The sequence below is a fragment of the Mycobacterium sp. NS-7484 genome, from assembly GCF_001953975.1.
GTDB lineage: Bacteria > Actinomycetota > Actinomycetes > Mycobacteriales > Mycobacteriaceae > Mycobacterium.
On record NZ_MBEJ01000066.1, the window covers coordinates 31,576 to 56,721 of the forward strand.

At 66.5% G+C, this 25,146-nt stretch carries 27 protein-coding genes; 19 read left to right on the forward strand and 8 right to left on the reverse strand.

From position 1 onward, the window contains the following. Positions 1 to 194: 194 nt before the first annotated feature. The 12 genes from A5733_RS11605 to A5733_RS11660 are packed head-to-tail and all read left to right on the forward strand — an operon-like array spanning position 195 to position 11,715. A complete protein-coding gene (locus A5733_RS11605) occupies positions 195 to 1,004 on the forward strand; it encodes an ABC transporter permease (RefSeq protein ID WP_067772687.1) in 810 nt (269 codons plus the stop codon). Further along, positions 1,004 to 1,861 carry an ABC transporter permease gene (locus A5733_RS11610; RefSeq protein ID WP_142253940.1) on the forward strand — a complete coding sequence of 286 codons (858 nt, stop codon included), beginning with the start codon at positions 1,004 to 1,006 and terminating at the stop codon, positions 1,859 to 1,861. Before A5733_RS11605 ends, A5733_RS11610 begins: the two co-directional genes overlap by 1 nt. Continuing rightward, the gene (locus tag A5733_RS11615; RefSeq protein ID WP_076240218.1) at positions 1,858 to 3,294 is read left to right on the forward strand and encodes an MCE family protein; all 1,437 of its coding nucleotides are present in this window, start codon (positions 1,858 to 1,860) and stop codon (positions 3,292 to 3,294) included. The genes A5733_RS11610 and A5733_RS11615 overlap by 4 nt, the downstream gene beginning before the upstream one ends. Next, on the forward strand, positions 3,291 to 4,343 hold the full coding sequence (locus A5733_RS11620; protein WP_076240219.1) for an MCE family protein: 1,053 nt from the start codon (positions 3,291 to 3,293) through the stop codon (positions 4,341 to 4,343). Before A5733_RS11615 ends, A5733_RS11620 begins: the two co-directional genes overlap by 4 nt. Next, positions 4,344 to 5,402 carry an MCE family protein gene (locus tag A5733_RS11625; protein ID WP_369830927.1) on the forward strand — a complete coding sequence of 353 codons (1,059 nt, stop codon included), beginning with the start codon at positions 4,344 to 4,346 and terminating at the stop codon, positions 5,400 to 5,402. Beyond that, a complete protein-coding gene (locus tag A5733_RS11630) occupies positions 5,399 to 6,502 on the forward strand; it encodes an MCE family protein (protein WP_076240245.1) in 1,104 nt (367 codons plus the stop codon). The genes A5733_RS11625 and A5733_RS11630 overlap by 4 nt, the downstream gene beginning before the upstream one ends. Before the next feature lie 2 nt (positions 6,503 to 6,504). Next, positions 6,505 to 7,560, forward strand: coding sequence for an MlaD family protein (locus A5733_RS11635; RefSeq protein WP_076240220.1), 1,056 nt, complete (start codon positions 6,505 to 6,507; stop codon positions 7,558 to 7,560). Then, entirely contained in the window at positions 7,557 to 8,780 is a 1,224-nt protein-coding gene (locus A5733_RS11640; protein ID WP_076240221.1) for an MlaD family protein, read from the forward strand. Before A5733_RS11635 ends, A5733_RS11640 begins: the two co-directional genes overlap by 4 nt. Next, positions 8,777 to 9,373 carry a hypothetical protein gene (locus tag A5733_RS11645; RefSeq protein ID WP_083666118.1) on the forward strand — a complete coding sequence of 199 codons (597 nt, stop codon included), beginning with the start codon at positions 8,777 to 8,779 and terminating at the stop codon, positions 9,371 to 9,373. The genes A5733_RS11640 and A5733_RS11645 overlap by 4 nt, the downstream gene beginning before the upstream one ends. Positions 9,374 to 9,399: 26 nt before the next feature. Next, entirely contained in the window at positions 9,400 to 10,305 is a 906-nt protein-coding gene (locus A5733_RS11650; protein WP_076240223.1) for an oxygenase MpaB family protein, read from the forward strand. Between the two features lie 5 nt (positions 10,306 to 10,310). Continuing rightward, positions 10,311 to 11,009, forward strand: a complete 699-nt coding sequence (locus A5733_RS11655; protein ID WP_076240224.1) for an oxygenase MpaB family protein — start codon at positions 10,311 to 10,313, stop codon at positions 11,007 to 11,009. Between the two features lie 31 nt (positions 11,010 to 11,040). Then, complete coding sequence (locus tag A5733_RS11660; protein WP_142253941.1) at positions 11,041 to 11,715, forward strand: sensor domain-containing protein; 675 nt, start codon at positions 11,041 to 11,043, stop codon at positions 11,713 to 11,715. Between the two features lie 16 nt (positions 11,716 to 11,731). Here the strand turns inward: A5733_RS11660 and A5733_RS11665 are convergent, their stop codons facing one another. Beyond that, on the reverse strand, positions 11,732 to 12,436 hold the full coding sequence (locus tag A5733_RS11665; protein ID WP_142253942.1) for a hypothetical protein: 705 nt from the start codon (positions 12,434 to 12,436) through the stop codon (positions 11,732 to 11,734). Positions 12,437 to 12,651: 215 nt separating this feature from the next. Here A5733_RS11665 and A5733_RS11670 point away from each other — a divergent pair, with 215 nt between their 5' ends. The 4 genes from A5733_RS11670 to A5733_RS11685 all read left to right on the forward strand — a co-directional run bounded on the left by A5733_RS11670 (position 12,652) and on the right by A5733_RS11685 (position 16,160). Further along, positions 12,652 to 13,290: a hypothetical protein gene (locus A5733_RS11670; RefSeq protein ID WP_076240227.1), complete on the forward strand. Its 639-nt coding sequence runs from the start codon at positions 12,652 to 12,654 to the stop codon at positions 13,288 to 13,290. Beyond that, positions 13,287 to 13,601 carry a hypothetical protein gene (locus A5733_RS11675; protein ID WP_076240228.1) on the forward strand — a complete coding sequence of 105 codons (315 nt, stop codon included), beginning with the start codon at positions 13,287 to 13,289 and terminating at the stop codon, positions 13,599 to 13,601. Before A5733_RS11670 ends, A5733_RS11675 begins: the two co-directional genes overlap by 4 nt. A gap of 34 nt (positions 13,602 to 13,635) precedes the next feature. Beyond that, complete coding sequence (locus A5733_RS11680; RefSeq protein ID WP_076240247.1) at positions 13,636 to 14,493, forward strand: AraC family transcriptional regulator; 858 nt, start codon at positions 13,636 to 13,638, stop codon at positions 14,491 to 14,493. Between the two features lie 200 nt (positions 14,494 to 14,693). Continuing rightward, positions 14,694 to 16,160 (forward strand): hypothetical protein, encoded by a 1,467-nt coding sequence (locus tag A5733_RS11685; protein ID WP_142253943.1) that lies wholly within the window; start codon positions 14,694 to 14,696, stop codon positions 16,158 to 16,160. A 134-nt stretch (positions 16,161 to 16,294) separates the two neighbouring features. Here the strand turns inward: A5733_RS11685 and A5733_RS11690 are convergent, their stop codons facing one another. Then, the gene (locus A5733_RS11690; RefSeq protein WP_067766623.1) at positions 16,295 to 16,987 is read right to left on the reverse strand and encodes a demethylmenaquinone methyltransferase; all 693 of its coding nucleotides are present in this window, start codon (positions 16,985 to 16,987) and stop codon (positions 16,295 to 16,297) included. 162 nt (positions 16,988 to 17,149) lie between these two features. Here A5733_RS11690 and A5733_RS11695 point away from each other — a divergent pair, with 162 nt between their 5' ends. Next, positions 17,150 to 17,974, forward strand: coding sequence for an SDR family oxidoreductase (locus A5733_RS11695; RefSeq protein ID WP_076240230.1), 825 nt, complete (start codon positions 17,150 to 17,152; stop codon positions 17,972 to 17,974). Between the two features lie 25 nt (positions 17,975 to 17,999). Here the strand turns inward: A5733_RS11695 and A5733_RS11700 are convergent, their stop codons facing one another. Next, positions 18,000 to 19,127, reverse strand: a complete 1,128-nt coding sequence (locus tag A5733_RS11700; protein WP_076240231.1) for a glycosyltransferase family 1 protein — start codon at positions 19,125 to 19,127, stop codon at positions 18,000 to 18,002. A gap of 89 nt (positions 19,128 to 19,216) precedes the next feature. Here A5733_RS11700 and A5733_RS11705 point away from each other — a divergent pair, with 89 nt between their 5' ends. Next, the gene (locus A5733_RS11705) at positions 19,217 to 19,909 is read left to right on the forward strand and encodes a thioredoxin domain-containing protein (RefSeq protein WP_233152673.1); all 693 of its coding nucleotides are present in this window, start codon (positions 19,217 to 19,219) and stop codon (positions 19,907 to 19,909) included. On the opposite strand, the gene A5733_RS11710 is transcribed toward A5733_RS11705, so the two are convergent. The 5 genes from A5733_RS11710 to A5733_RS11730 are packed head-to-tail and all read right to left on the reverse strand — an operon-like array spanning position 19,899 to position 24,623. Further along, on the reverse strand, positions 19,899 to 20,432 hold the full coding sequence (locus A5733_RS11710; protein WP_067766608.1) for a DUF3592 domain-containing protein: 534 nt from the start codon (positions 20,430 to 20,432) through the stop codon (positions 19,899 to 19,901). The genes A5733_RS11705 and A5733_RS11710 overlap by 11 nt on opposite strands. After that, positions 20,429 to 22,072 (reverse strand): 2-succinyl-5-enolpyruvyl-6-hydroxy-3-cyclohexene-1-carboxylic-acid synthase, encoded by a 1,644-nt coding sequence (gene menD, locus A5733_RS11715; protein ID WP_076240248.1) that lies wholly within the window; start codon positions 22,070 to 22,072, stop codon positions 20,429 to 20,431. The genes A5733_RS11710 and menD overlap by 4 nt, the downstream gene beginning before the upstream one ends. 25 nt (positions 22,073 to 22,097) lie before the next feature. Then, entirely contained in the window at positions 22,098 to 22,880 is a 783-nt protein-coding gene (locus tag A5733_RS11720) for an alpha/beta fold hydrolase (protein ID WP_076240233.1), read from the reverse strand. Positions 22,881 to 22,917: 37 nt separating this feature from the next. Next, the gene (locus tag A5733_RS11725; protein ID WP_076240234.1) at positions 22,918 to 23,643 is read right to left on the reverse strand and encodes a DJ-1/PfpI family protein; all 726 of its coding nucleotides are present in this window, start codon (positions 23,641 to 23,643) and stop codon (positions 22,918 to 22,920) included. An 11-nt stretch (positions 23,644 to 23,654) separates the two neighbouring features. Continuing rightward, on the reverse strand, positions 23,655 to 24,623 hold the full coding sequence (locus tag A5733_RS11730; RefSeq protein ID WP_198938776.1) for a GlxA family transcriptional regulator: 969 nt from the start codon (positions 24,621 to 24,623) through the stop codon (positions 23,655 to 23,657). Between the two features lie 87 nt (positions 24,624 to 24,710). On the opposite strand from A5733_RS11730, the gene A5733_RS11735 reads away from it, so the two are divergent. Then, positions 24,711 to 25,067, forward strand: a complete 357-nt coding sequence (locus A5733_RS11735) for a type II toxin-antitoxin system HicB family antitoxin (protein WP_233152674.1) — start codon at positions 24,711 to 24,713, stop codon at positions 25,065 to 25,067. The last annotated feature ends 79 nt before the right edge of the window (positions 25,068 to 25,146 follow it).

Consider the following 25,146-nt stretch of genomic DNA (forward strand, 5'->3'; position numbering starts at 1 on the left):
TCGGGCATCCAACTGTTCTGGACCTGAGAAGACACGCCGTCCCACTCGAGAATGACCATTCACTTAATTCTTGCGGTGGCGTCACGAAATGTGACATGCTCCACAGGCGACCGGGGGGTCGAAAAGTGCGTCAGCACAGCCGGTGGTCACCGGTTCCGGCCCCGCGCATGCCACCACATCGCGGAAGGAACTCGATGACCTACGAGCTACCGGCGTCCAAGGGCCCCGTACGGGACGTCCTGGTCCAGGGCGGCTACGTGCTCGGCTTCTCGGTGCAGGCGCTCGTCAGCGTCGTCACCGCGTTGGTCCGTCGCCGTCTGGTGCTCGATGAGGTGGTCACCCAGACCCTGTTCATCGGCCGGGTCTGCACCGGCCCGGCGCTGCTGCTGATGATGCCGATCGGCGTGTTCATCGCGGTATCGGTCGGTGAGCTGGCCGGGCGGATCGGCGCCGGAGGCTACTCGGGTGCGGTGGTGGCCTTCATCATCGTCGGGCAGGCCGCGGCCCTGGTGTGCGCGTTGATGATGGCCGGCGTGGCCGGCTCGGCGATCTGCACCGACCTCGGATCACGCACCATCCGCGAGGAGATCGACGCGATGGAGGTGATGGGGCTGGACGTGATCGAGCGCCTGGTCGCACCGCGGCTGGTTGCCGCCGTCATCGTCGCCCTCGCGCTGTGCTCGATCGTCACCTTCGGCGGCGTGATGGCCTGCTACCTCTACCACATCAGCGTCCAACACCTGCCCGCCGGAACGTTTTTGGCCACTTTCAGTCAGTACGGCCAGGTGTCGGACTTCGTGATGGCGCTGATCAAATCGGCGGTCTTCGGGCTCACCGCCACCCTGGTGGCCACCTTCAAGGGCCTGCACACCAAAGGCGGCGCCGGCGGCGTGGCCAACGCGGTCAACGAGGCCGTGGTGCTGGCCTTCGCGCTCGTCTTTATCCTCAACACCACCATGTCGGCGCTGTACACCGTGGTGGTTCCCGCGGTGGGTAGTTACTGATGACCGCCCTGAGCAGCAGTGCTGCGCTGCACCGGATTTCGCGTCCCGCGGTCGCCGGGTACGACGCCCTTGCGGTGGCCGGCCAACATGTCACGTTCTACGCCAAGGTGCTGCGCTCCCTGCCGTACGCCCTGGTGCACTACCGCAAGCACACGCTGGGCCAGATCGGTGAGGTCACCTTCGGCACCAGCTCGCTGTTGTCCGGCGGCGGAACCATCGGCATCGTGTTCGCCATGTCGCTGGCGGCGGCGATGATGCTGGGCGTCGAGACCCAGCGCGGGCTGGACCTGGTCGGGATGAACACGCTCTCGGGCATGCTCGCCGCGATCGCCAACACCCGCGAGCTGGCGCCGGTGGTGGTGGCAATCGCGTTGGCGGCCAAGGTCGGAACCGGATTCACCGCCCAGATCGGCGCGATGCGGATCTCCGACGAGATCGACGCGCTCGACGCGATGGCGCTGCGCTCGATCCCCTACCTGGTCGGCACCCGCGTGCTGGCCTCGGTGGTCTGCGTCATCCCGATCTACATGATCGGTCTGCTGGCCAGCTACCTATCCACCCGCACCGTGGTGGTGATCTTCAACGGCGCCTCCCCCGGCACCTACGACTACTTCTTTCATCTGGCTTTGGGACCGAGCGACCTGCTCTACTCCGGGATCAAGGCAATCGTCTTCGCCATCGTGGTGGCGTTGGTGCACTGCACCTACGGCTACTTCGCCTCCGGCGGTCCGGCCGGGGTCGGCCAGGCCGCGGGCCGGGCGCTGCGCACCGCGATCCTCGCGGTCGGCATCCTCGACGTGCTGCTGACGTTCGCGTTATGGGGCCTGGTTCCCGAAATCCCGGGGATGGGAATATGACCCGGCTCAGGCGTCTCGGAAAGCGCCGCGGGTATTCGGAACCCAGCCGGGCACGACTGGCCCTGCGCGGCCTCGGCGCGGTGGGGGTGGCCCTCGCCGTGGCGGCCGTGCTGGTGGCCCGAGCCTCGGGAAATCTGGAGCGCAGCGCCGACGTGTACGTCGGGGTCCCGGTGTCGGCCGGGTTGATCACCGGTGGCTCCCCGGTCCGCTACCACGGCGTCAACGTCGGGCGCATCGCCGACATCGAGTCGGGCACCCATACGTCACGGGTCCGGCTGGCGATCGAGCCCGGCAGCCTCGGGATCATCCCGTCCTCGGCCGTGGCCCGGATCGTGCCACGGACCTTCTTCGGCGACATCTACCTGCAGCTGGTCGACCCGCAGGGCACCCGGTCCGCCACGGGACTGCGGCCCGGAGACACCGTGGCGATCGACCAGAGCCCCGATGCGATGGCCCTCTACGACGTGTTCACCAAGATCGTCGAACTGTTCTCACAGATCAAGCCCGAGCGCATGCAGACCGCGCTCACCGCGATCAGCCAGTCGTTGCGCAACCGCGGATCGGAACTGGGCGAAACGATCGACAACCTGAGCGCCGGGGCCGAGGCACTGACCCCGTCACTCGTCCGATTCCTCGACACCACACCGCAATTCCGCGACGTGATGGTCTCACTGAACACCGCGACGCCCGACATCATCTCCACGCTGTCGGCGGCCACCTCGGTGTCCAACCGGATGGTGGACGATCAGAAGAAGTTCGCCACCGCGATCGACGGTTTCGCCCGGTTTTCCTCGGTGCTCACCTCGTTCCTGTCTGATCACCGCGAGCAGTTGATCACCGTGGTCGACGCGGCCGGAAAGATCATGGCCACCACCGCAGCTCAGCCGCTGGGGTTGGTCGACACCCTGGCCGGTGCGCAAGCGTTCGGTGAGGCCGGCGCCAAGGTGTTTGCGACGGGCAAGTTCAACATCACCGCGGTGGCCACCTTCGCCGGGCCGATGCCGTATTCGATGGAGGACTGCCCCGTGTACGGCAGCACCCCGGGCGCCCGGTGTGCCGAATCCGCGCCGTCAGGACACGTTCCACCACAACCGGCCGACGTGCTGTCCCGCCCGGCGGCCTCCCTGCCGGTCACACCGTTCACGCCGCCGGCACCACACCTGCCGACGCACTCTTCCCTGCCGCCGGGGCCGGGCCTGCCACAGTCCGCGCCCATCCCCTCGGATCCGCTTCCGGCCGAGGCGATCCCGAGTTCGCCGGCCGTCGCGGCACCTGCCTCGGCCGTGGTCGACGCCGACGGCCAGGCCCATGCGCTGGCCGTGCTGCAGGACGAACTGCTGCCGCCGGCCGGTGCCCCGTCGACCCAACCGAACATCGCCACGGTGCTCATGCTCGGCCCGCTGGTGCGCGGCACGGAGGTACAGATCTCATGAACCGCAACCGGCGATGGCAATCCTGGGCCAAACTGGGCGCCTTCAGCACCACCGGCGTCCTCAGCGCCGTCCTGGTGATCAACACCCTGTCGGTGCCGGTGCGTGGCAGCACGGTCACCTATCAGGCCCAGTTCACCAGCGTGGAAGGCCTCAATGTCGGAAACCCGGTGACCATGAACGGGATTCGCATCGGCCGGGTGGATTCGATCCGGTTCGCCTCCAACGCCGACGGCACCAGCCGGGCCGACGTGGACATCGAGGTCAAATCCGATTTCACATTGACCAGCAACGTCACCGCGGCCGTGCGTTACGGCGACATGCTCGGCGCCCGCTACGTCGCCCTGTCCGATCCGGGTGGGGCGATCATGGACGTCTCCACCGACGAGCCGCCGGCCCGGCTGGCCGCCGGCGGTGTCATCCCGCTGGCGCAAACCTCCCCGGCGGTGGATCTGACTGCGCTGCTCAACGGATTCAAACCGCTGTTCGACGCGCTGGCCCCCGAGCAGGTCAACACCCTGACCCGAGGATTCGTCGAGACCTTCAGCGGCCAGGCTCAGACGCTGACCACGCTGCTCACCCAGATCGCCGCCATGACAAGCTCGTTGAGCAACAATGCGGGGATTTTCACCCAGCTGATCGACAACATGTCGAGCCTGATGCACACGATGAACGCGCGGCAGCCGCAGCTGGAGCAGATGCTGACCGGGCTCAACCGGCTCAGCGCCGCCGTCACCTCAGGGGACCGGCAGTTCGAGTTGCTCATCGACGAGGGCAACGCCGTGCTGGCCACGCTGGCCAACACGGTCAACAGCTCCAGTGCGGCCTACGGAGACACCATCACCAACCTCAATGCCATGCTGCAGACCTGGCAGCCCAACACCGAGCAATTCACCACGTTGCTGGCCCGGCTGCCGGAGTTCGGCGATGCGATCAACCGCACCTCCAGCTACGGCGGATTCGTCAGCCTGTACCTGTGTAACTTCACCCTGAAAGTTGCCAGCCACGAAGCCAACATCTTCGGCTACACGCATTCCGAGGTGTGTCTGTAGATGATGTTCCTCGTCAAACTGATCGACCTCTTCGTCGGCGCGGTGATCTTCCTCTTCATCAAAGATCAGCGCAAACACAACCCGTCAATTCCCTTGGCGCTGGGACTGATCGGCACCATCACCTTGGTGGCGATCATGGTGGTCTCGGTCGGTATCCCGCGAGCGGTGTATCACGTGCGCACCAACGCCTATGTCGCCGAACTCGCCAACGCCAGCGGTCTGACCGCCGGCGATCCGGTGTACGTGGCCGGGGTGCCCGCCGGGCGGGTGGAAGACGTCGCCCTGGCCGTCGACCGCGTCCGCGTCGGCTTCCGGCTCGACAAGGCCCAGCCGCTGGGCAACCGCACCACCGTCACGGTGCGGCTGCGCACCGTGTTGGGTAAGCGGTTCCTCGATGTGATGCCGGCCGGGACCGTCAATGGCGTTGATTCCAATGTGATTCCGTTGTCGCGCACCACCGTCCCGTACAGCCTCGATGAGGTCGGACGGAAGGCCGCCGACACCGCCGAGCACGTCGACCAGCAGCCGCTGACCGCGATGATGACCACCCTGACCGAGACCATGCCCGGCAACAGCGCCGAGCTCGGTAAAGCCCTGGCCGGGATCAGCGCCGCCAGTTCGGCCTTCGCCGACAACGGCGACAAGATCGACGAGATTCTGCGGATCAGTCGGCAGATGGCCGAAATGCTGTCCCATCAAACCGATTCCCTGGCCGACACCGCCGCCAACGCCCAGTACATCGTGTCCTCGTTGGCCGCACGCCGGCAGGCGCTCACCGACATCGTGAACAACCTGACCGCGATCATGCATCACCTGGCCGCCGTCTACACCGACAAGCAGGCGGACTTCAGCAGCCTGATCACCGGTCTCACCGCGGTCACCGGCACCTTGAAGGCCAACGTGGACAAGATCGACCAGACCCTGGTGAAGATGCCCCCGGCGATCCGCGCCGTCACCAACGCCACCGGCAACGGCACCTGGGCCGACGTCAACTCGCCTTCCCTCGTGATGCCCGACAACCTGTTGTGCTTCCTCAACGTTCAGCGGGAGTGCCGATGACACGTAAAGCCGTGATTGCCATTCTTGTCGTGTTGTCCCTGGGCGCGGGCGGCTGGTACGTGTTCGGCCGCACCGACCGGGCCCGCACCGTGCACGCCGACTTCGGCTACATCAACGGTATCTACCCGGGCAGCAAGGTCACCGTGCTCGGGGTGCCGGTGGGGCGGGTGACGGCGGTGACGCCGCACGGCACCACGGTGCGAGTCACGATGACCCTGCCCGACGACGTCATGTTGCCGGCCGAACCCGACGCGTACGTGGTGAGCCCGGCCCTGATCAGTGACCGCAGCGTCGAACTCGGCCCGGCCTACAGCGGATCCGGCCCCACCCTGGCCGACGGCCACGTCATCGGAGCCGACCACAGCCACTCCCCGATCACCTTCGACAGCATGCTCGGCAGCCTGAGCACCTTGACCTCGGCCATCGGCCCTCAGCAGGGCGACATCGGCGCGGTGCTGTCCCGCGGCGCCGAGCAGTGGCGCGACCAAGGCAAGCTGTTCAACTCGGCGATGCGCAACCTGAGCGCGGCCAGCGGCGTGCTCGGGGCGCGGGCCGAGGACATCGGCGCGGTGGTCGACAACCTGAGCACGCTGATGGCCGCGTTCAACCAGCGGCAGGTGTCGCTGAACCAGATGGTCGACGAGCTCGGTCAGGTGGGCGGCAGCTGGGCCGACGCCAACGTCGACATCGCTGCGCCCATGGCCGATCTCAAAACCGTGCTCGACCAGGTCGACGCCTTCGTCGCCCAACACGGGGACGACCTGGGGACCATCGCGGCCAACCTCAACGCCGTCGGTGAGGTGTTGACCGCCAAGCAACCTCAGCTGGCCGAGTTCATGGATCTGGTCCCGTTGATGATGCAGAACCTGTCCAACACCATCGGCCCCGACCGGCGCGGCCGGATTCGGCTCAATGTGTCGACGGTGCTGACCCAGTTCGCCGCGGCGCAGAACTTCTGCGACCGCAACATGTTGCCGATGTGTGTGGGGGCCGGGATCACCAACCCGATCTCGTATCCGATCAGCCGCTCGGACCCGCTGGGCATCGTCTCCGCCGTCACCGGCAACGCCCCGGCGCCGAACCCGAAGTACCCGAGGTGACCATGCGTGTATCTCTCAGCAACGCGGCCACCGGATGCGCCCTGATCGTGGCCGCCGCCGGCGTATGGGCATTGAGCGATATCGGGATTCAGGATCTGCCGCTGGGCCGCAGCTCACCGGGCGACACCATGGCCGTCACCGTGGTGCTGCCCACCGCCGACGGCATCACCATCGGCGCCGACGTACGCAACGGGCAGAAGGTGGTGGGGCGGGTCAGCGGGATGAGCCTGTCCACCTCGGGCGCCTCGGTGCAGCTGAGCCTGGCCGACGCCGACGGGCTGGACTCCGGCACCGTGGCCAGCGTGGAACTGCCCTCCGCGCTTGGTAATCCGTTCGTGCGGCTCAGCAGTGTCCAGCAGGCCCCACAGCGGGCGCTGCGCGACGGCGACGTCATCCCGCCCAGCCACACCGAGCTGGGGCCGCAGATCGAAAGTGCGCTGGCCACATTCGGGGCGCTGCTGTCACGTAGCGGTGTCGACCAGCTGGCCACCATCGTCACCGAACTGGACAAGGCGTTCGGCGGCCGGGCCGACAAGGTACGCGGCCTGATCGACTCGATGTCGCTGTTGAGCGCCAAGGCGTCGGAACACCAGGGCGAGTTCGATCGGGCAATGAGCCTGGCCGCCAATATTGCCGGGCAGTTCGGCCATGAGCAGCAGACCGTCGCCGGTTACCTGGACGCGGTGCCCAAGGTGGTGGCGATGCTCGACGTGCAGCGCGCCAAACTGCAGACGTTGTTCTCCTCCACCACCGCACTGGCCGCGACCGCCAACAACGTATTGTCCTCGGCGGACCTGGGCGTCATGGTCGATGATGCCGGCACCGTCGTGTCGATGATGGGCACCTTCAACGACCGGCTGGGCGGGATGCTCACCGCGATGAACGACTTCCTGGAGAAGTTCGGCAACTCCGTCCACGGCGACTACCTGATGTTCGATGGCGCACTGGACATTCCGGGCACCATCGACAAACTCCTCACCGGTGGGTTGATTGTCAACGGCACCCCGATCACCGGGGATGTGGCGCTGGATGGGTTCTTGTCGGGAGGGCTGAAATGAGGCGCCTGGTCGTGGTTCAGCTGGCGATCTTCGCGGTGATCGCGGCGCTCGTCATCCCGTTCGGCATCCGCTATGTGGCCGGCCCTCAGGGCTTTCGGACCCCGATGACCCTGACCGCGACGATGGTCGACGCCTTCGGCCTGACCCCGGGCACCAGCGTCACGGTCCGCGGGGTGCAGGTCGGCACGGTCGACGACGTCTGGCTGGCCCCCGACGGGACTGCGATGGTGCGGCTGGTGATCGACCCGGCCACCAGGATTCCGCGCGACGCCATCCTGACCGTGGGGATGGGCACCGCGGCCGGCATCCAGAGTGTGGACATCATGCCGCAGTCCGACGGCGGACCGTACCTGGCCTCCGGGGATACCATCGCCGCACCGGCCGACCGGCAGCCCGTCCAGATGGACCGGATCATGGGTGACACCGCACAACTGGTGAAAGGCATTGATACCCAAGCGGTCCGCGACGTCGGCACCGAACTGGCGAACGCCTTCGACGGGCTGGGACCTGACCTGGCCATGCTCATCGACAACGCCTCCGACATATCGGCCCGCATCCACAGCCAGGCCGGTCAGCTGCAACCGCTCATCGACGGCACCGCGGAACTGGTCACCACCATGGCCGGTCAGGGCGATGCCTTCGTGCGCGGCATGGGCGCCAGCTCACGCCTGGCCAACCAACTCGACGGCAGCGGGCCGGCTTTCCTGTACCTGACCGACCGGTCTCCGGAGGCCTTGAAGAACCTGCAGCGGGTCCTGGACACCTACCAGGGGACGTTCGGCGCCACCCTGGCCAACCTGGCCACCGTCACTCCGATCATCGGTGACCGCACCGACTCGCTGCAGGCCGGCCTGTCGGCGATCCCGAAGGGTCTGCAAGGTCTCACCTCGATCGTCAAGAAGGACGCCACCGGCCAGACCCGCGCCGACTTCTCGTTGATCGCCACCCAGGGGCCGGTGTGCAACTACGACGTCGACCGCCGGGCCATCGGGGACGTGAGCCCGAAAGAGCCCAACCTGGTGATGTACTGCCCGCCCGCACCGGACATGCTGATGCGGGGCGCGGTCAACGCGCCGCGGCCCAACGATCTCGGCCTGCAGAACTCGCAGGTCCCTGGGCATCCGATCGGACCCGAGGTGGTCAACGACCCGGTGCAGATCCCGACACTGGCACAGTTGGCCTACAAATGGCGCAGCATCCTGAAAGGCGGCCCCCAGTGAGTGTTTCCGAAGACACCGTCGACGACGAGCACGATGAACCCCTAGTGACATCGGAGGATGCCGAGTCGGACGAGCCGGACGAAAAGTGCGAGGACGAGCCGGCACCGGCAGGCCGGCTGCGACGGCGGCTGATCGCCGGTGTGCTCGCAGTGGTGGCCGTCACGGCACTGGCCGCGCTGGTGTGGTTGTCGCTCAACGAGTATCAGCACCGCCGCGACGACGCCCTGCGCACCGATGCGGTGCAGATGTCGCGTGACTATCTGGTGGCGATGGCCGCCTTCGACTATCAGAAGATCGACGCCAACCGTGAGCACATCGTCGCCAACTCCACCCCCGGATTCGCGGCCAAGTACGACGAGATGGTCAAGGCGCTGCGCGACATCGTCGTGACGAGCAAGGGGGTGGCGACGGCCACCGCCGAGCACGTGGTCGTCGAGTCGTCCGATGACAATGCCGCCACCGTCGTCGCCTTCGTCGATCAACACGTCACCAATGTGACTGCGCCCCAGGGCAGCAATCAGAAGTACCGAATGGTGGTCAAGCTGGTGCGCAGCGATGACCGCTGGATCGTCGACGACGTACAGACCGTGTAACGACCGTTCGACCCGAAAGGAGTTCCATGCCAGCGACATATGTAGATCCGCAAGCCGAGCCGCGCCTGAACACGGCTGAAACCCGGATCACCGTCACGCAGCGGATTCCGCGCTGGATCCGCAAGAAGGACGTCGACCTCACCGACGCCCTGGACTTCTGGTCGGCAGCAGGTGCGGCGGCCAACGTCATCATGCAGATGAGCTGGCCCGAGGTGGGCTACGGTGTGGCCGAAAGCCGGGTCGAGTCAGGCAGTTTGGTGCACCATCCGTGGAAGCGGCTGCGTACCACGGCGCAGTACCTGACCGTTGCGATCCTCGGCACCGACGAGGAGAAGAACGCCTACCGCGAGGCCGTCAACGTCGCCCACCGCCAGGTCCGGTCGACCGACGACAGCCCGGTGAAATACAACGCGTTCAACCGGGAACTGCAGCTGTGGGTGGCGGCGTGCCTGTTCATCTTCTACGAGGACACCCATCAGCTGCTGTACGGCAAGATGACCGACGAGCAGGCCGAAGGTTTCTACCAGAGCGCCATGACCATCGGCACCACACTGCAGGTGCTCGAGGAGATGTGGCCGGCCACCCGCGCCGACTTCGACGCCTACTGGAACACCGCCTGCGAACGCGTCCAGATGACCCCGTTCGTACGGGATTACCTCATGGTGCTGGTGGAACTGCGGATGATCAACTGGCCGATGCGGATGATCCTGGCGCCGCTGCTGCGGTTTTTGACGATCGGGTTCCTGGCGCCGGTGTTCCGGGATGCGATGGAACTGGAATGGACGGATACCGACCGGCGCCGGTTCGAGCATCTGTTCCTGTTCGTGGCGGTGGTCAACCGGTTCCTGCCCAAATCACTACGTACCGGCAACTATTCGGTGCTCATGAAGGATGTACGACGCCGGATCCGGCGCAAGAAGGCGCTGATCTGACGGCCGTGGCAACCGATCTCGGTCCCGACACACTACTGTGGCGTCACCTCGACGACCGGCGCTACATCTTCGTCCTGCCGCGGGCCGTGTGCCTGCAACTGCTGCACCCGACGATTGCCACCGGGATATCCGAACACGCACTGATGCGGGAGCGAATCTGGTTGCACAAGAAGCGAACCGTCAGCCAGGCGATCCGGATCGCCTACACCGACACCGACATGCGGCCCCACATCCGGTTCGCCCATGAACACGTCAAGGGCCACGACCCGGCCGGGAACAAATACCACGCACTCAGCCCCGACGTGTTCCACTTCCAGCACGCCACGTACGTGGAAAGCCTGGTGATGATGGTCAACACCTTCATCCGGAAGCTCGATGACGACGAGCACGAGCAGCTGTACCAGGAGTGCTGTGCGTGGTACCGACGCTACGGAATCTCCACCCGTCCGATGCCGGCCACCTGGCCGGAGTTTTGCGAGTACTTCGAAGACCACTGCCGCACACAGCTGTCGGCGGGCGCACACTTCGAGCCGTTCCGCCGCCAGATGTTCGCGCCCACGGACTGGTGGGTGCGGGCCGTGCCGCGGCCGGCGATCCGGGCCATGCAGCATCCGCGCGCTGCCGAGCTGACGGGTACCTCGGTCAGCGCCGGCGATCGGCGGGCACTGCGACGGTTCACCGTGACCAGCCGACTGTTCTCCTGATCTTCCGCCGGCCCTCGTGGACAATGCTCGAGTGCCCAGAACTCGAGCGTGGTGTGCGGTTGCCGCGACGGCCGTGCTGATCGGATTGACCGGCTGCACGAGCACGGTGTCCGGCACCGCCCTGCCCAGAACTCCGCCGCCCGAAGAGAACAAACTCGACGAGATCATGCTGCCGATCGAGCAGCTCAAGACAATCGTCGGCGCCGGTAACCTGGTGCTCACCAGCAAGACCGCGGACATGAACGACAACTTTGGCAAGGTCCGGGACGAAAAGTGCCTGGGCGCGCTCTATCCGGCCGAAGACATGGACTACCTGTTCTCATACTGGACGGCGGTGCGCAACCAGGTGGCCCAAGACCCGGACTCCGAGCATCGCCACTGGGTCCAGCAGTCGGCCATACTTTTCGCCTCCGAAGACGAAGCGCGGTCTTCGCTGAAGATCTCGACGAAGGTGTGGAACAAGTGCAACGGTGCGACGATCCCGATCCACGAGGGTCAGACCGAACAGACTTGGCACATCCGCGATCTCATCGTCGAGAAGGACGTGATCAAACAGACGTCCACCCGTGCCGGCGGCGAGGGATGGACATGCCAACACGCCCTATCGATCGTGGGCAAGATATCCGTCGAGGCCAAGGTGTGCGGTTACTCCGTACGTGACGAGGCGGCGACCATCGTCGACAAGCTGGTGGCCAACGCCCGTTGAGCGTGCCGGGCGGGTCTCAGACCTGCCAGCGCCCTCCGTCGGCCGGCGGCCGCGGATAGCGACGAAAGTACCTGCGGTTCAACACTCTCACCACGGTCACCAGGATGATCAACAGTAACACGTACCCGACGAAGAAGATCGTCACGCCGGTGGACGAGTCAGGCTTGCCGAGCACCAGATCGAGATAATTGTCGACCGCGCCGCCTTTTGTACACGTCACCGTCAACGGTCCTTGGTCGGTGGGAAGTTCGGCCACCGACACATAGTCAGTCGTCGGCCGGGCGCCGCGAGATGTGTGCAACACCTCGTCCGGCACCGATACAGACACTGCCTCTCCGGCATCGGTAGTGGCAGAACAACGCACCGAACTCGCCGGCTTGCCGTCGAGGTGCTTCTCCTTGACGAAAACGATGTGCTCATCCGCCGTCGGGGTGACCGTGTCTCCATTTCTGAAGTAGCCGCCCGTGTCACCCCCGATCAGGAACATGGCGACCATGACAAACACCGCGCCGAAGACGCCGGACGCAATCACGGTGTACTTCGTCATGTTCTTGGACCCGGGCGTCGGGGATTGCGGTGCGGCAGACAGGTTCTGCCATGGCGGCGGTGGCATCGGCGGCGGGTAGGCGGGCTGGGAGTATTGGGGCGGGTACGGCTGATTGTGCTGCGGCCCTTGGTGGGGATAGCCGGACGGTGGGTACACGCGAAGCCCTTTCGTCATCACCTGTACAGCGATGGTAAAGCCCACCGAAGGTGGCCTCGCGCGGCAATATCGCCCGGAAAACTGGTGTCTCACCGAAGAACTCCGACGGCTTAGCATGTGACAGTACCGATCCGAGATCGCCCGGGAAGAGAACGATCATCGAGCCCTCACCGCCGTACGCCGGACCCGCGCTTCCGTCGGCTCCGCATGCCCGCCCCGCCGCGGGATTTCCGTTGGGGGAACCGGTGCTGTATCTGCGTGCGGTACCCGACCGCACCGATCGCAACGTGTACTGCTCGATCGAGAATGTCTACGACCAGCAGATCGCCCTGGCCCGGCCGACAGCCGACATACCGGCCTGGACCATCAGCCGCATGCACGCGGATATGCAATTCGTCATGGTGCGTCCCGATGGTGCCGTCTTACTGCACATCACCCGATTCGGTGGCAGCAGCGCAACCGACTGGCAAGGCCAGTTCATCCAGGTGCACGACGGCGCCGGGCGCGACCTCGGCCGGCTCCGGACGACGGCCCCGGTGGCGCAATTCACCCAAACCAGCGGTTTCACCTTGGGTCTGGAGGCCAACGGGCAGTGGCTGGGCGCCACCGAGGTCCATCAGGGTGCCTCGTGGAAGCAACATCCCGTGCCGATCTTCGACGCTGTCGGCTCATCGATCGGACGGATCGACCGCCAGACCCTGAAGTCTGGTGAAGTCCGACCGCGAGTCTGGTTCTCCGACTACCTACTCGACTGCCCGCGGCCACTGCCCGGCCCCCTGCCCGAGCTGTTGCTGGCGGCACTGTTCACCCAGTACCTCTATGAGCGCCTGGCCCAGGGCCCGGTCAACACCATGTTCGGATTGTTCAAGTGACGCCACGCGTCGTCGCGAAGGACCTGGGTCCGACACCGGACGCCCTTGTCGCGCTGCGGAACTCCCGGCTGTGGGAGACACATGCCCAACGCTGCACCGGCGCCGAACGTGACCATGCCCTCTGGGCGGCCGCGCAATGGTCGAGCACGCACCAGATGTTGATGGCCGCCGCGCCGGGCACCCGGCGGGTGCCGCTGCGGCGGGGCGCCGTGGAGAAGAAGATGTCGGCGGGAAGCTACGTGTATCTCGTCGTGGTGGGCGGCATATTGCTTTTCATCCTGGGCTCGAGCGTTTGGCGCCTGTTCACCTGATAACGGCCTCGTCGCCGTGGATACACTCGGCGAGATGGCCATGAAGCCGTGGGACGGTGACCGTCCACAGACGCCGCGCGTCGTGCTGGAGCAGCACGACGTTGCTGCCCGCGGCCTGTCGTTCACCTTCGCCACCGAGCAGATTTCGGCACCGACCGACTGGTGCAGTTTCGACCCCGACAACCACCTGATGTACGTCTACCGGCACGGTTCGATGCGCTCGATGGACACCCTGCTGGACTGGGGTCCGTCGGGCCGGGTGCCACCCAGTGCGGGCGACATCTGGTGGAAACCGGCCGGGATTCCGTGTGCTGCGTTGGTTCAGGGTGACGTGGCCGGGTACTGCGAGATCACGATCCCCGGGCGTGCCATCGGCGACGCCGCCCTGATCCCCCGGGTCAAATACAAGAACTCACTGGTCCATCAGCTGGTCGAGGAGATCTACAGTGTCGCCGGCCGGGAGGACGCCATCGCTCGGCTGCTGACCGATTCGCTCGCCGAGACGCTTCGCCTGTTGATCATCGACACCTATACGGCACCGCGCCCCCGCAAGGAACACCAGCGCACCGATCTGGATGCCGCGACACGGTCAGCGATCGTGGAATACCTCAGTGACAGCCTCGACACCGACATCACGCTGGATGCACTGGCCGAGATGGCGCAGATGTCGGTGGGCGCCTTCACCCAGGCGTTCCGCAAGGCGTTTCACACCACGCCGTACCAGTTCGTGTTGGACCGGCGTATCGCCCGGGCCCAGACACTGCTGCTGACCACCTCGCAGTCCATCACCGAGATCGCCGCGAGAGTAGGCTTCTCGAACCCCAGTCACTTTGCCACCGCATTCAAGCGGCGCGTCGGAATTTCGCCGCGCGGCTACCGCCTTGGTGGATGAAGTAGCTGGTCACAACGAGGATACGTTATTGCGGCCGCAACCTGGCGACTTCCTGGCGCATTTTTTCTTAGCCATGTGAACATTCGCAGTCACAAGAATTGAAACGTGTTTCAGAATGCGAATGTTTCTCAGAATCCTCTCAGCTACGTTCGCTCGGTCAGTGATCGCTGACACATTTTCACGATCAGAAGGAGACCGAGTTGCAACTCGCACTACGGCCCTATGTGACTGCCGGCGTGGCGATTGTCGGCGCTGGCGTCATCGCGGCCACCCCCATCACTGCGGCGGCGCCCGAGATCCAGAACCGCGCGGTGACGTTGTCGGCCGCGGTGCAAAACCTGGACCTGCCAAGCCCCGCCGACGCCAGCCCGTTCGCGGCGATCCTGGGCGAGGCCAACCCGTTCGCAACACCTTTGGCTGAGTCCTCGTTCGTCGATCCCATTGCGCGGTGGGCCGAGGTGCTCGAGCTGACATCCACCAACCTGACAAAGCTCGTCCAGAACGCACTGGCCGACCCGGCGCCGGTCCTACGCCAGATCATCGCCAATCAGACCGGCTACGCAGAACTCGTCGGCGAGTCACTGTCGACGGTCGTCCAGAACATCATCAACACGGTGACCATCTACATACCGGATTACCTGGAAGAGGCCCGCGCGGAGTTCGAGGCCGGTGACATCATGGGCGTCGGCAATGTCATGTCGCGCGCCACCCTGACTGTCGCATCGAGTCTGTTCCCGATGCTCAATCTCCTCTCCATCCCCAATCAGATGGTCGGCAATCTGTCCTCTGTGCTGAATCTTCTGTCCTACAAATCATTCATCGATGTAGGGCTGGTAGGCCAGGTCGGCATGGGCTACGTCAGCCTCATCCAGGGCTACGTGTCAGCGGGGGCCGCCCGGATCGGACAGGACCTTTACGACGCCATCCAAGACGGCGACATGGTGAAGTTCGCGAGCACGATCATCAACGCACCGGCCGATACCGTCAGCTCGATCCTCAACGGGTCCTATGTGCCGCCTCGGCGGCCCGGAGCGCCCGGCAGCTGGACCGCCGGGCTCTTCAGCCCCGACCGGGGGTACGCCCCGCTGCGCGCGTTCCTGATCGACATCCCCAAGGCGATCGCCGCGGCGATCACCCCGCCTGCCGCGCCGGCCGCCGCACGTCTGGTGACCGAAACGACCTCGGATACAACAGGATCCGAGGTGGTCGGCGCCGACGACGCGCTCGCGGCCATTGTGAAAGCCGATGACACGACATCCGGCGTTTCGGCCAGCCCGCTGACCGAGAAGTCCGGATCGCAAGCGTCGCCCGCCGATACCGGCGCTGCGGTGACCGACCCGGCAGCGACGCCGTCGGAAACCACGACCCCGGTGTCCTCGGAAACCGAAGCGGCACCGGCCGCCGACGAATCCGAGACGCCGGCCGCCACATCCGACGCCCCGAGCACCAAGCCGTCCAAATCCCTGGTGCGCCACAGCATTGTCGCGGTCCCGGGCAAGACCGCCGCAGACACCGCTGCCGGCGGAAAGACGGTGAAACCGGTCAAGGCAGCCGCCGAGAAGGTGTCGGCGACCCTGGACAAGATCGGTCAGAAGGTCAAGAAGGCGTTCGACAAGCCGGCCAAGAAGGCGGCAACCGCCGACAAGGACACCGGCAGCAAGGAATAGCGCTGCATCACATGACAATCGGCCCCTCTCGTAACCCGAGAGGGGCCGATTTCTTGCCTGTGCGAGCGTGCGCACATTGCCGACAGATTGCGGCGTGTCGGGCAGCAGACACGCACGCTCGCAGTGCTGGGGGGTTAGGCGAGCGGCTTGGTGGCGGCGTGCAGGGCCACGATTCCGCCGGTGAGGTTGCGCCACTTGACGTTTGACCAGCCGGCCGTACCGATGCGCTGGGCCAGCTCGGCCTGGTCCGGCCAGGCCCGGATCGACTCGGCCAGGTACACGTAGGCGTCGGGGTTGCTCGACACCGCGGTGGCCATCCGCGGCAGCGCCTGCATCAGATACTCCTTGTAGAGCGTGGCGAAGGCGCGGTTGGTCGGCGTGGAGAACTCGCACACCACCAGCCGGCCGCCGGGCCGCGTCACCCGGGCCATCTCCCGCAGGCCGGCCACATGGTCGACGACGTTGCGCAACCCGAAGCTGATGGTGACGGCGTCGAACACGCCGTCGGCGAACGGCAGCCGGGTGGCGTCGGCCCCGACTTTGGGCACCGGGCGTGAGGCGCCGGCGGCGAGCATGCCCACCGAGAAGTCCGCGGCCACGCACCACGCGCCCGAGCTCGCCAACTCGACCGTGGACACCGCGGTGCCGGCGGCCAGATCGAGCACCTTGTCGCCGGGCCCGATGCCCAGTGCCGCACGGGTCTGACGGCGCCAGAACCGGTCCTGCCCGAGCGAGAGCACCGTGTTGGTCAGGTCGTAGCGTCGCGCCACGGCGTCGAACATCGACGCCACTTCGTGGGGGTTCTTCTCCAGGCTGGCTCGACTCACGCTGCTGACGGTACCGGGCGCGGGTCAAAACATTGTCAGTGACCGAAACTCTGGACCCGCGCGGAACCTGCCTGTGGACTTCCTGCCAGTCGGAAACCGACGGGAATGGGTATGGCAATGGCACGCCTTGAACCGCAAGGATCGAAAAACGAAGGGTTGAGCATGACTGAAAAAGTGTGGTTCATCACCGGTGCATCGCGGGGCTTCGGCCGGGAGTGGGCGATCGCGGCTCTCGACCGGGGCGACAAAGTGGCCGCCACCGCCCGCGACACCGCGACACTGGCCGACCTGACCGCCAAATACGGCGACGCGCTGCTGCCCATCCGGCTGGACGTCACCGACCGCGAGGCCGACTTCGCCGCGGTGAAGCAGGCCCACGACCACTTCGGCCGACTCGACATCGTGGTCAACAACGCCGGCTATGGGCAGTTCGGTTTCATCGAGGAACTGTCCGAGGCCGAAGCCCGCGATCAGATCGAGACCAACGTCTTCGGCGCACTGTGGGTCACCCAGGCCGCGCTGCCCTACCTGCGCGCCCAGGGCAGCGGGCACATCATCCAGGTGTCGTCGATCGGTGGCATCACCGCGTTTCCGTTGGTCGGCATCTATCACGCGTCCAAGTGGGCGTTGGAAGGTCTGTCCCAGTCGTTGGCCCAGGAGGTCGCGCCGTTCGGCATCAAGGTGACGCTGATCGAGCCGGGCGGATTCTCCACCGACTGGGCCGGCTCGTCGGCCAAACACGCCACCCCGCTCACGGATTACGACGGGGCCCGCGACGCCGCGCAACAGGCGCGGGCGCAGCGCAGCGCCAAACCGGGCGATCCTAAAGCGTCGGCTGCTGCGGTACTCAAGATCGTGGACTCCGAAAACCCGCCGCTGCGAGTGTTTTTCGGTGAGCTGCCGTTGCAGTTGGCCAAGGCCGATTACGAGAGCCGGCTACAGCTCTGGGACGAGTGGCAGCCGGTGTCGGTGGAAGCTCAGGGCTGAGTTTTTCTGGCCGAGCAGAGGGGGATCAGGCGGCGCGCAACTGGCGCAGGCCCTGCACGGCCTCGTAGTGGCCGATCAACTCGTCGCAGATGGCCGGCCAGGTGCGGCCCAGCACGCTACGCCGGGCGGCCACCGAATAGCGGGCCCGCTCGGCGATCAGGTGTTCGACCGCGGCCGGCAGCGCCGCCTCGAATTCGTCGACCGCAAGCAACAATCCGGTGCGGTACGGCGCGATCAGATCGCGCGGTCCGCCGGCATCGGGGGCGATCACCGGCAGTCCGGAGGCCATGGCCTCCTGCACCGCCTGGCAGAACGTCTCGTGCTCGCCGGGGTGGACGAACACGTCCATGCTGGCGTAGGCCGACGCCAATGCCTCACCGTGCAGCTCACCGGTGAAAACCGCGGCCGGCATGAGTGTTTCGAGTTTGACGCGATCGACCCCGGCGCCCACCACCACCAGTTGCAGATCGTCGCGCGCAGACAGGGCGGCCAACCGTTCCACGTGCTTTTCCGGCGCCAACCGCCCGACGAAGCCGACGATCGGTTTGCCCTCCGGTGACCACGTCACGCGCAGCCGCTCGTCACGGGCCGACGGGGCGAAGCCCGTGATGTCCACCCCGCGCCCCCACTTGAAGACCCGGGGAACCCGATGGGCGGCAAGGTTTTCCATCGCCGAGGTGGACGGGGCCAGGGTACGGTCGGCCTTGCTGTGCAGCCGGCGGGTCCAAGCCCACGACGCACGGGAGAGCATGCCGACGCCATAGCTCTCGGCGAAACCGGCGACATCGGTCTGGAACACCGCCACCGTCGGCACCCCGAGGTGCCGGGCGGCATGCACGCCGCCCCAGCCCAGCAGCGCCGGCGACGCGAGATGCACGACGTCGGGGTCGAAACCGCGCAATACATTGACCATTCGAGGCCGCGGCACCCCCAGCGGCAGCGAGGTGGCTCTCGGGAACATCCGCGACGGCACCCGGTGCACCCGCACCCCGTCATGGACCCGTTCGGCCGGGGCCTGGCCGCGGGGGGTGTCGGGGGCGATGACGAGTACCTCGTGGCCGGTGCGGCGGAGATGCTCGATCACCCGAAGCACCGAGTTGGTGACGCCGTTGACATTCGGGAGGAAAGACTCTGCAACGATTGCAACGCGCACATCAGGATGTTCTCAGCGGCAGCTGTCGCCCAGGTAGCGTCCGGGGATACGACACCCTAAAACCTGATGCCCGCGGATAAAGTTGGCCCATGCGATTGACGCGGATTGCCACCGCGATGCTGGCTGCGCTGGCCTTGTCTGTTGCGGGGTCCACGGCCGGCTGCACGCGTCTGGTCGACGGCGCGGCGCAGGCCAGCGGCGACAAACCCGGCAGCGCGATCACCCAGGACGGCACAGGCATCCAGATCGGCTATCCCGATGCCCCGGCCCAGATCGACCTGTTCACCGAACCGCAGTGCCCGGCGTGCGCGCATCTGCAGCACAACGTCGGCGACGAGATCGCCTACGCCGTCGAATCCGGCCGACTGGCGGTGACCTACCGGCCGCTGACCTTCCTGGACTCGACCGGCACCGACTACTCGGCCCGGGTGGCCAACGCCATGTTCCTGGCCGCCGGTCCGGGCACCACCGGGGTCGCATTCCAGCTGTTCGTCCAGGACCTGTGGGGCCATCAGCAGCCCGAGGGCTCGACCGGCCCGAGCGACGACGAGATCGCCGCCATGGCCTCCGACAGCGGCGTCGGCTCCGCGCAGACCGACAAGATCGCCGCAGGTGAACACCTCATCGACGCCGACGAGCTCAACGAAGCCAACGCCGGCCTGCTCAGCGAGACGACGTACGAGGTGGCCACCCCGGCGGTCTACGACCTGGTCGGTGAGGAGATGGTCGACATCGGCGACCCGCAGTGGCTGGCCAAACTGCTGAATACGCCTACGAGCTGACCGGGGCTGCAGCGCCGGGCCGGCTGAGCCGTCGCTGCAGGAACGCCAGCAGGGCCAGCGCCGCGCTCGCGGCCAGCCAACCCACCACCGCGATCGATCCGGCCGGGATGATCGCCAGCGAGGCGTTGCGGTCGCGGACCCGCACCAGATCGGGATTGTTCTTGTCGTACTCGACGTAGATCCGCATCCCGGTGTCGAGCTCGGAGGGATACAGCACGCCCAGCTCGGGGCGGTAGGTCACCCGGTCGGGCGTGACGAACTCGATCGTCGAGCGGCGCGGACCGGCGCTGAGCACCTCGGCCGCGGCCACCCCCATGTTGCGCTCGATCTGCTGGTCGTTGCGCCACGCGCCGAGCACCAGCAGCACCGACTGCAAGGTGACCAGGCAGGCGGCGATCACCACACCGATCCGCACCCGACGGATGATGCGCTGCGATCGCGTCTCCCCCGGTTCGCCATAGAGGTGCGGGATCAGGGCCTGCACCAGCGCGCGGAATCGCGCCGCGATCTCCGCGGGTCTCACAGGGCGGCCTTGATCGACGCGTGCAGGGCACGCAGCGACGACCGGTCGGCCTTCACCTCCAGCACCCGCATGCCGTCGAACGGTTCGGCCAGCGCGGCGGCGAGATCGTCGACCTCCAGCTGCCTGCTGTCGACGTGATAGGCCCGGCACAAGGCGGCCACGTCCACGTCGTGGGGCGTGCCGAAGATCCGCGACGACACGTCAGAGAACCGCGGATCGCCCTGCTCCAGAAGCTCGAAGATTCCGCCGCCGTTGTCGTTGGACACCACGATGGTCAGGTTGCGCGGCGTCGGCTCGGTCGGCCCGATCAGCAGCCCCGAGCTGTCGTGGACGAATGTCAGGTCGCCGATCAGCGCGATGGTGCGGCGCGGTTCGTTCCCGGCTCGCTCATGGGCCAGCGCCGCACCGATTGCCGTCGACACCGTGCCGTCGATCCCGGCCACCCCGCGGTTCGACCGCACCTTGACGTCCTCGGCGGTCAGCCCGACCAGGGCGGCGTCACGCACCGGGTTGGACGCCCCGAGCACCAACTGGTCGCCTGGGCGCAGCGCGTCGGCGACCACCGCGGCCACGTGCAGACCGGTGGTCATCGGGTGCGACGCGAGTTGATCGCGGACCGCCGCGACGGCATGCTTGTTCGCTTGCGCGCACCGATTGAGCCAGGCCGGGTCCGGGGTTCCCGACGTCACCGCGCGGGTGCCGTTGGCCATCGAGTTACCGGAGACATCCGGCCAGCGCGGGCCGGTGGTCAAGGCATACACCGGCACCGCCGGGTCGGCCAGCAGCGCCGACACCGGCCGGTGCAGGGTGGGCCGCCCCAGCATGATGACCTGCTTGGGGTGCACAAGGCGTAGAGCCAAGGGGTGCAAGGGGTTTCGCGGAAGTGGGGCGGTGGGCTCGGCCACTGTCGGCAGATCGGCCAGGTTCGGGTGCGTGCCGGCGCCATGTCCGGCGATCACCACGGTGTCCGGGGTGAGGTCGATGTCCAGCGGCTGGTCGAAACTCACCGGCGGGGTATACGTCCACGGTTTGCCGTCCGGCCGGCCCGGCGGGAACGAGGTGTCACCGTGGGCGTTGTCGGGGACCAACGGCTCACGCAACGGGATGTCGAACTGCACCGGACCGGCGTTGGCGCTGCGGGCGCCGGTGGCCGCCACCAGCACCCGGCAGGTCGCCGACCGCCACTGGGCGTTGAAGGCCTCCAACTGGTCTGGGTGGTCTTCTGCCAGGCCCAGGCTGATGTTCGCCCGCACCTGGTTACCGAAATAGCCCAACTGCTCGAAGGTCTGATTGGCGCCGGTGCCCAGCAGTTCGTAGGGCCGGTTGGCGCTGAGCACGATCAACGGCACCCGGGCGTAGTTGGCCTCCACCACCGCCGGGCCGAGGTTGGCCACCGCGGTGCCCGAGGTCATGGCGATACAGACCGGCGCCTGTTCAGCCACAGCGAGGCCGATCGCCAGATAGCCGGCCGTGCGCTCGTCGATCCGGACGTGCAGACGCAAGCGTCCGGCCCGATCGGCGTCGGCCAGCGCGAAGGCCAGCGGGGCGTTGCGCGAGCCGGGGCACAACACCACATCCCGGACACCGCCGCGGATGAGTTCGTCGACGACTACGCGCGCCTGTGCCGTCGAGGGGTTCACCACTCCACCTTATTGGGTCAACCCGTCAGTTCTGACCGGCGAAGAACTCGAGCAGCGCGGTGTTGACCACATCGGGCTTCTCGATGAAGCCCAGGTGACCGGTGTCGGGGATCTCCAGATACCGGGCGTTGGGGATGGCGTCGGCCACCTCACGCCCCAGATGCACCGGCAACACCACATCGTCGGCGAACCCGATCACCAGGACCGGCTTGGTGATGGACCGGTAGGCCGGCAGCCGGTTGTCCTTCGGACCACAGTCCAGCTGGGCAAGCAGGCCCGGGGTCTGCTTGGTGGGCCACATGGTGAACATCTCGCTCCAGTCCCGCACCAGGACGTCGTCGTTGAGCGTTTTGGGCGAGAAGCTCTCCAGCATGCGCAGCTTGGCGTCGAACTTCGCCGGCAGCTGGATGCCCGACGTGGCGAACTCGCGCTCGGCGTCGCGGAAGAACTCGCGGGCCCGGTCATGACGGCCCCGGGTGGCCATCAACACCGCCGAGCGCACCAGTTCAGGACGCGCCACCATCAGTTCCTGGGCGATGAACGACCCCATCGACACGCCGGCCAGATGTACCGGACCGGCCTCGAGCTTTTCGATCAGCTCGGCGGTGTCGGCCACCATCTGCTCGGTGCCGAAACCCTCGGCGTTCTCCGTCGCGCCGATGCCGCGGTTGTCGAAGGTGATGACGCGGTAACCCGCCCGCTGCAGCGCAGGCACCTGGTGCAGGTGCCAGGTTCGGCCGGCGCCGCCGCGGCCGGCGATGAACAGCACCGCCTCACCCTTGCCTCGGTCGTCATAAGCCAGGTTCATCCGGCCGACGCTACTTCATGGCGAGCAGTGCACCAGATCACGCGGTGCGTCGACCCCGCACCTTGCGGATCGCCTGATCCCAGGCCAGCAACACCCCGGCCTTGAGCGGTTCGGGCTTGATCATGTCCTTGCTCAGCAGCGCGGTGGCGCCGGCCTTGGTGGTGGCCGATGCCTTCGACATGTGCCCGGAGTCGAACGGCGGCTGCGGGTCGTACTCGATCATCAGCTGGATCGCCTTGGCTTTCGCCTCGCCGCCGATCTGCCCGGCCAGCCAGAGGGCCAGGTCGATGCCCGCCGAGACCCCTGCCGCGGTGATGACCTTGCCGTCGGGTTCGGCTCGCACCACACGCTGATCGCCCACCGGGTCAGCGCCCATCAGTTTCAGCGCACTCAGTGCCGCCCAGTGCGAGGTGGCGGGTTTGCCGTCGAGCAGGCCGGCAGCGGCGAGCACCATCGACCCCGAGCACACCGACGCCGTCCACGTGGTGCCCGGCGACACCCGCCGTAGCCAGTCCAGCACTCTGTCGTCACGTGCCGCCACGGCCGAGCCCGGGCCGCCGGGCACCAGCACGACGTCGGGCGCCGGCGTTTCGTCGAAACGGTGGGTGGCCCCGACCGTCAGCACACCGGAATCGGCGGTGACGGGGCCCGGCTCGTGCCAGAGGAACCGCACCTGGGCGTCGGGCAGGTTGCGCAGCACCTCGTAGGGGCCGATGAAATCGAGCGCGGTGAAACTCGGGTACAACACGATGGCGATCTGCATTGCTAATCCTCTCAAGTGAACGTTCGTCGATACTGATCCGGCGAAACACCCAGACGCCGAACGAAATTGCGCCTCATGGTCTCGGCGGTGCCGAACCCGCAGCGGGCGGCGATGACGGTGACGGTGTCGTCGGATTCCTCGAGCTGGCGGCGCGCGGCGTCGGTGCGGATGCGTTCGACGTAGGCGCCGGGCGCCTCGCCGACCTCGTCGGTGAACACCCTGGTGAAGTGCCGCGGGCTCATCGCGGCGCGTCGGGCCAGCGCGGAAACACTATGAGCGCCACCGGGTTCAGCCTCGATGGCCTCCTGGACCTCACGGATCGGGGCACGTTTGGCCCGCGGCATCCACACCGGGGCGGCGAACTGCGTCTGACCACCGGGCCGACGCAGGTACAGCACCAGGTACCGCGCGACGGTCTGGGCGACCTCGGTGCCGTAGTCGTCCTCGACAAGCGACAGTGACAGGTCGATTCCTGCGGTCACCCCGGCAGCCGTCCACATCCGCTCCGAACTGCGGACGAAGATCGGCTCCGGATCGACTGCGACGCTGGGGAATTCATCGGCCATACGGTCGGCGAATGCCCAGTGGGTGGTGGCGGGGCAACCGTCGAGCAGGCCGGCCTGCGCGGCAATGAACGCACCGGTGCAGACGCTGACGACGCGGCGGGCATTGCGCGAGGCGGTGCTGATCCAGTCGATGACGGCGGGGTTGTTGCGGGCGGTGTCGGCGCCAACGCCGCCCGGGATGACGATCGTGTCGATGGGCGTGTGCGGATCCGGTGGTGCAGCGGCGACGAACTCCAACCCGGTGAGGGTGGTGACCGACTGGCCGTCGACGGATGCCAACGTGACGGCATAGCCGTCGTCAGCGCGGCCCAGACCGGCCAGGCACAGCGTCGCGGTGGCGAACACGTCGAACGGGCCCGCCAGGTCCAATGCCTGCACGCCGGCATAGCCCAGGATCACCACCGATCGCGTCACGTCTTCAGTGTTGGCGATTCCGCTGATGGCGTCTACGCCATGTACCCCACAAATCAGGACACGAGGTTTATGTCGGCGGGTGTGGCGATGATCGTCGACATGACCGAGTACACGTACCGTGCGCACTGGATGCCCGATGACCGCTATTACCTGGGCCTGTGCCTGGAGTTCCCGAACCTCTCGGCGAGGGGATCCACCGCGCACGAGGCTGTCGCCGCTGTGGAGAAGAAGGTCGCGGAGGAGGTGGCGCTCCTCCAGGCCGATGATGAGACACCGCCCGCCTCATTGACCGACCACCACTACAGCGGCAAATTCCTGGTGCGCCTTCCGCCGGTATTGCATGCCAAGCTGGCAGTGGAGGCCGCCGAGCAGAGAATGTCGTTGAACCAGTGGATGATCCATAAACTCTCGGGCCGCCCGTCGATGTCATTGGACCTGTTTTAGGAGCGATCTGTTTCCAAAGGCATGTCCACTCTCAAAAGGTGATATCGCCGGCGATACTGCATTCTCCGATCACACACCG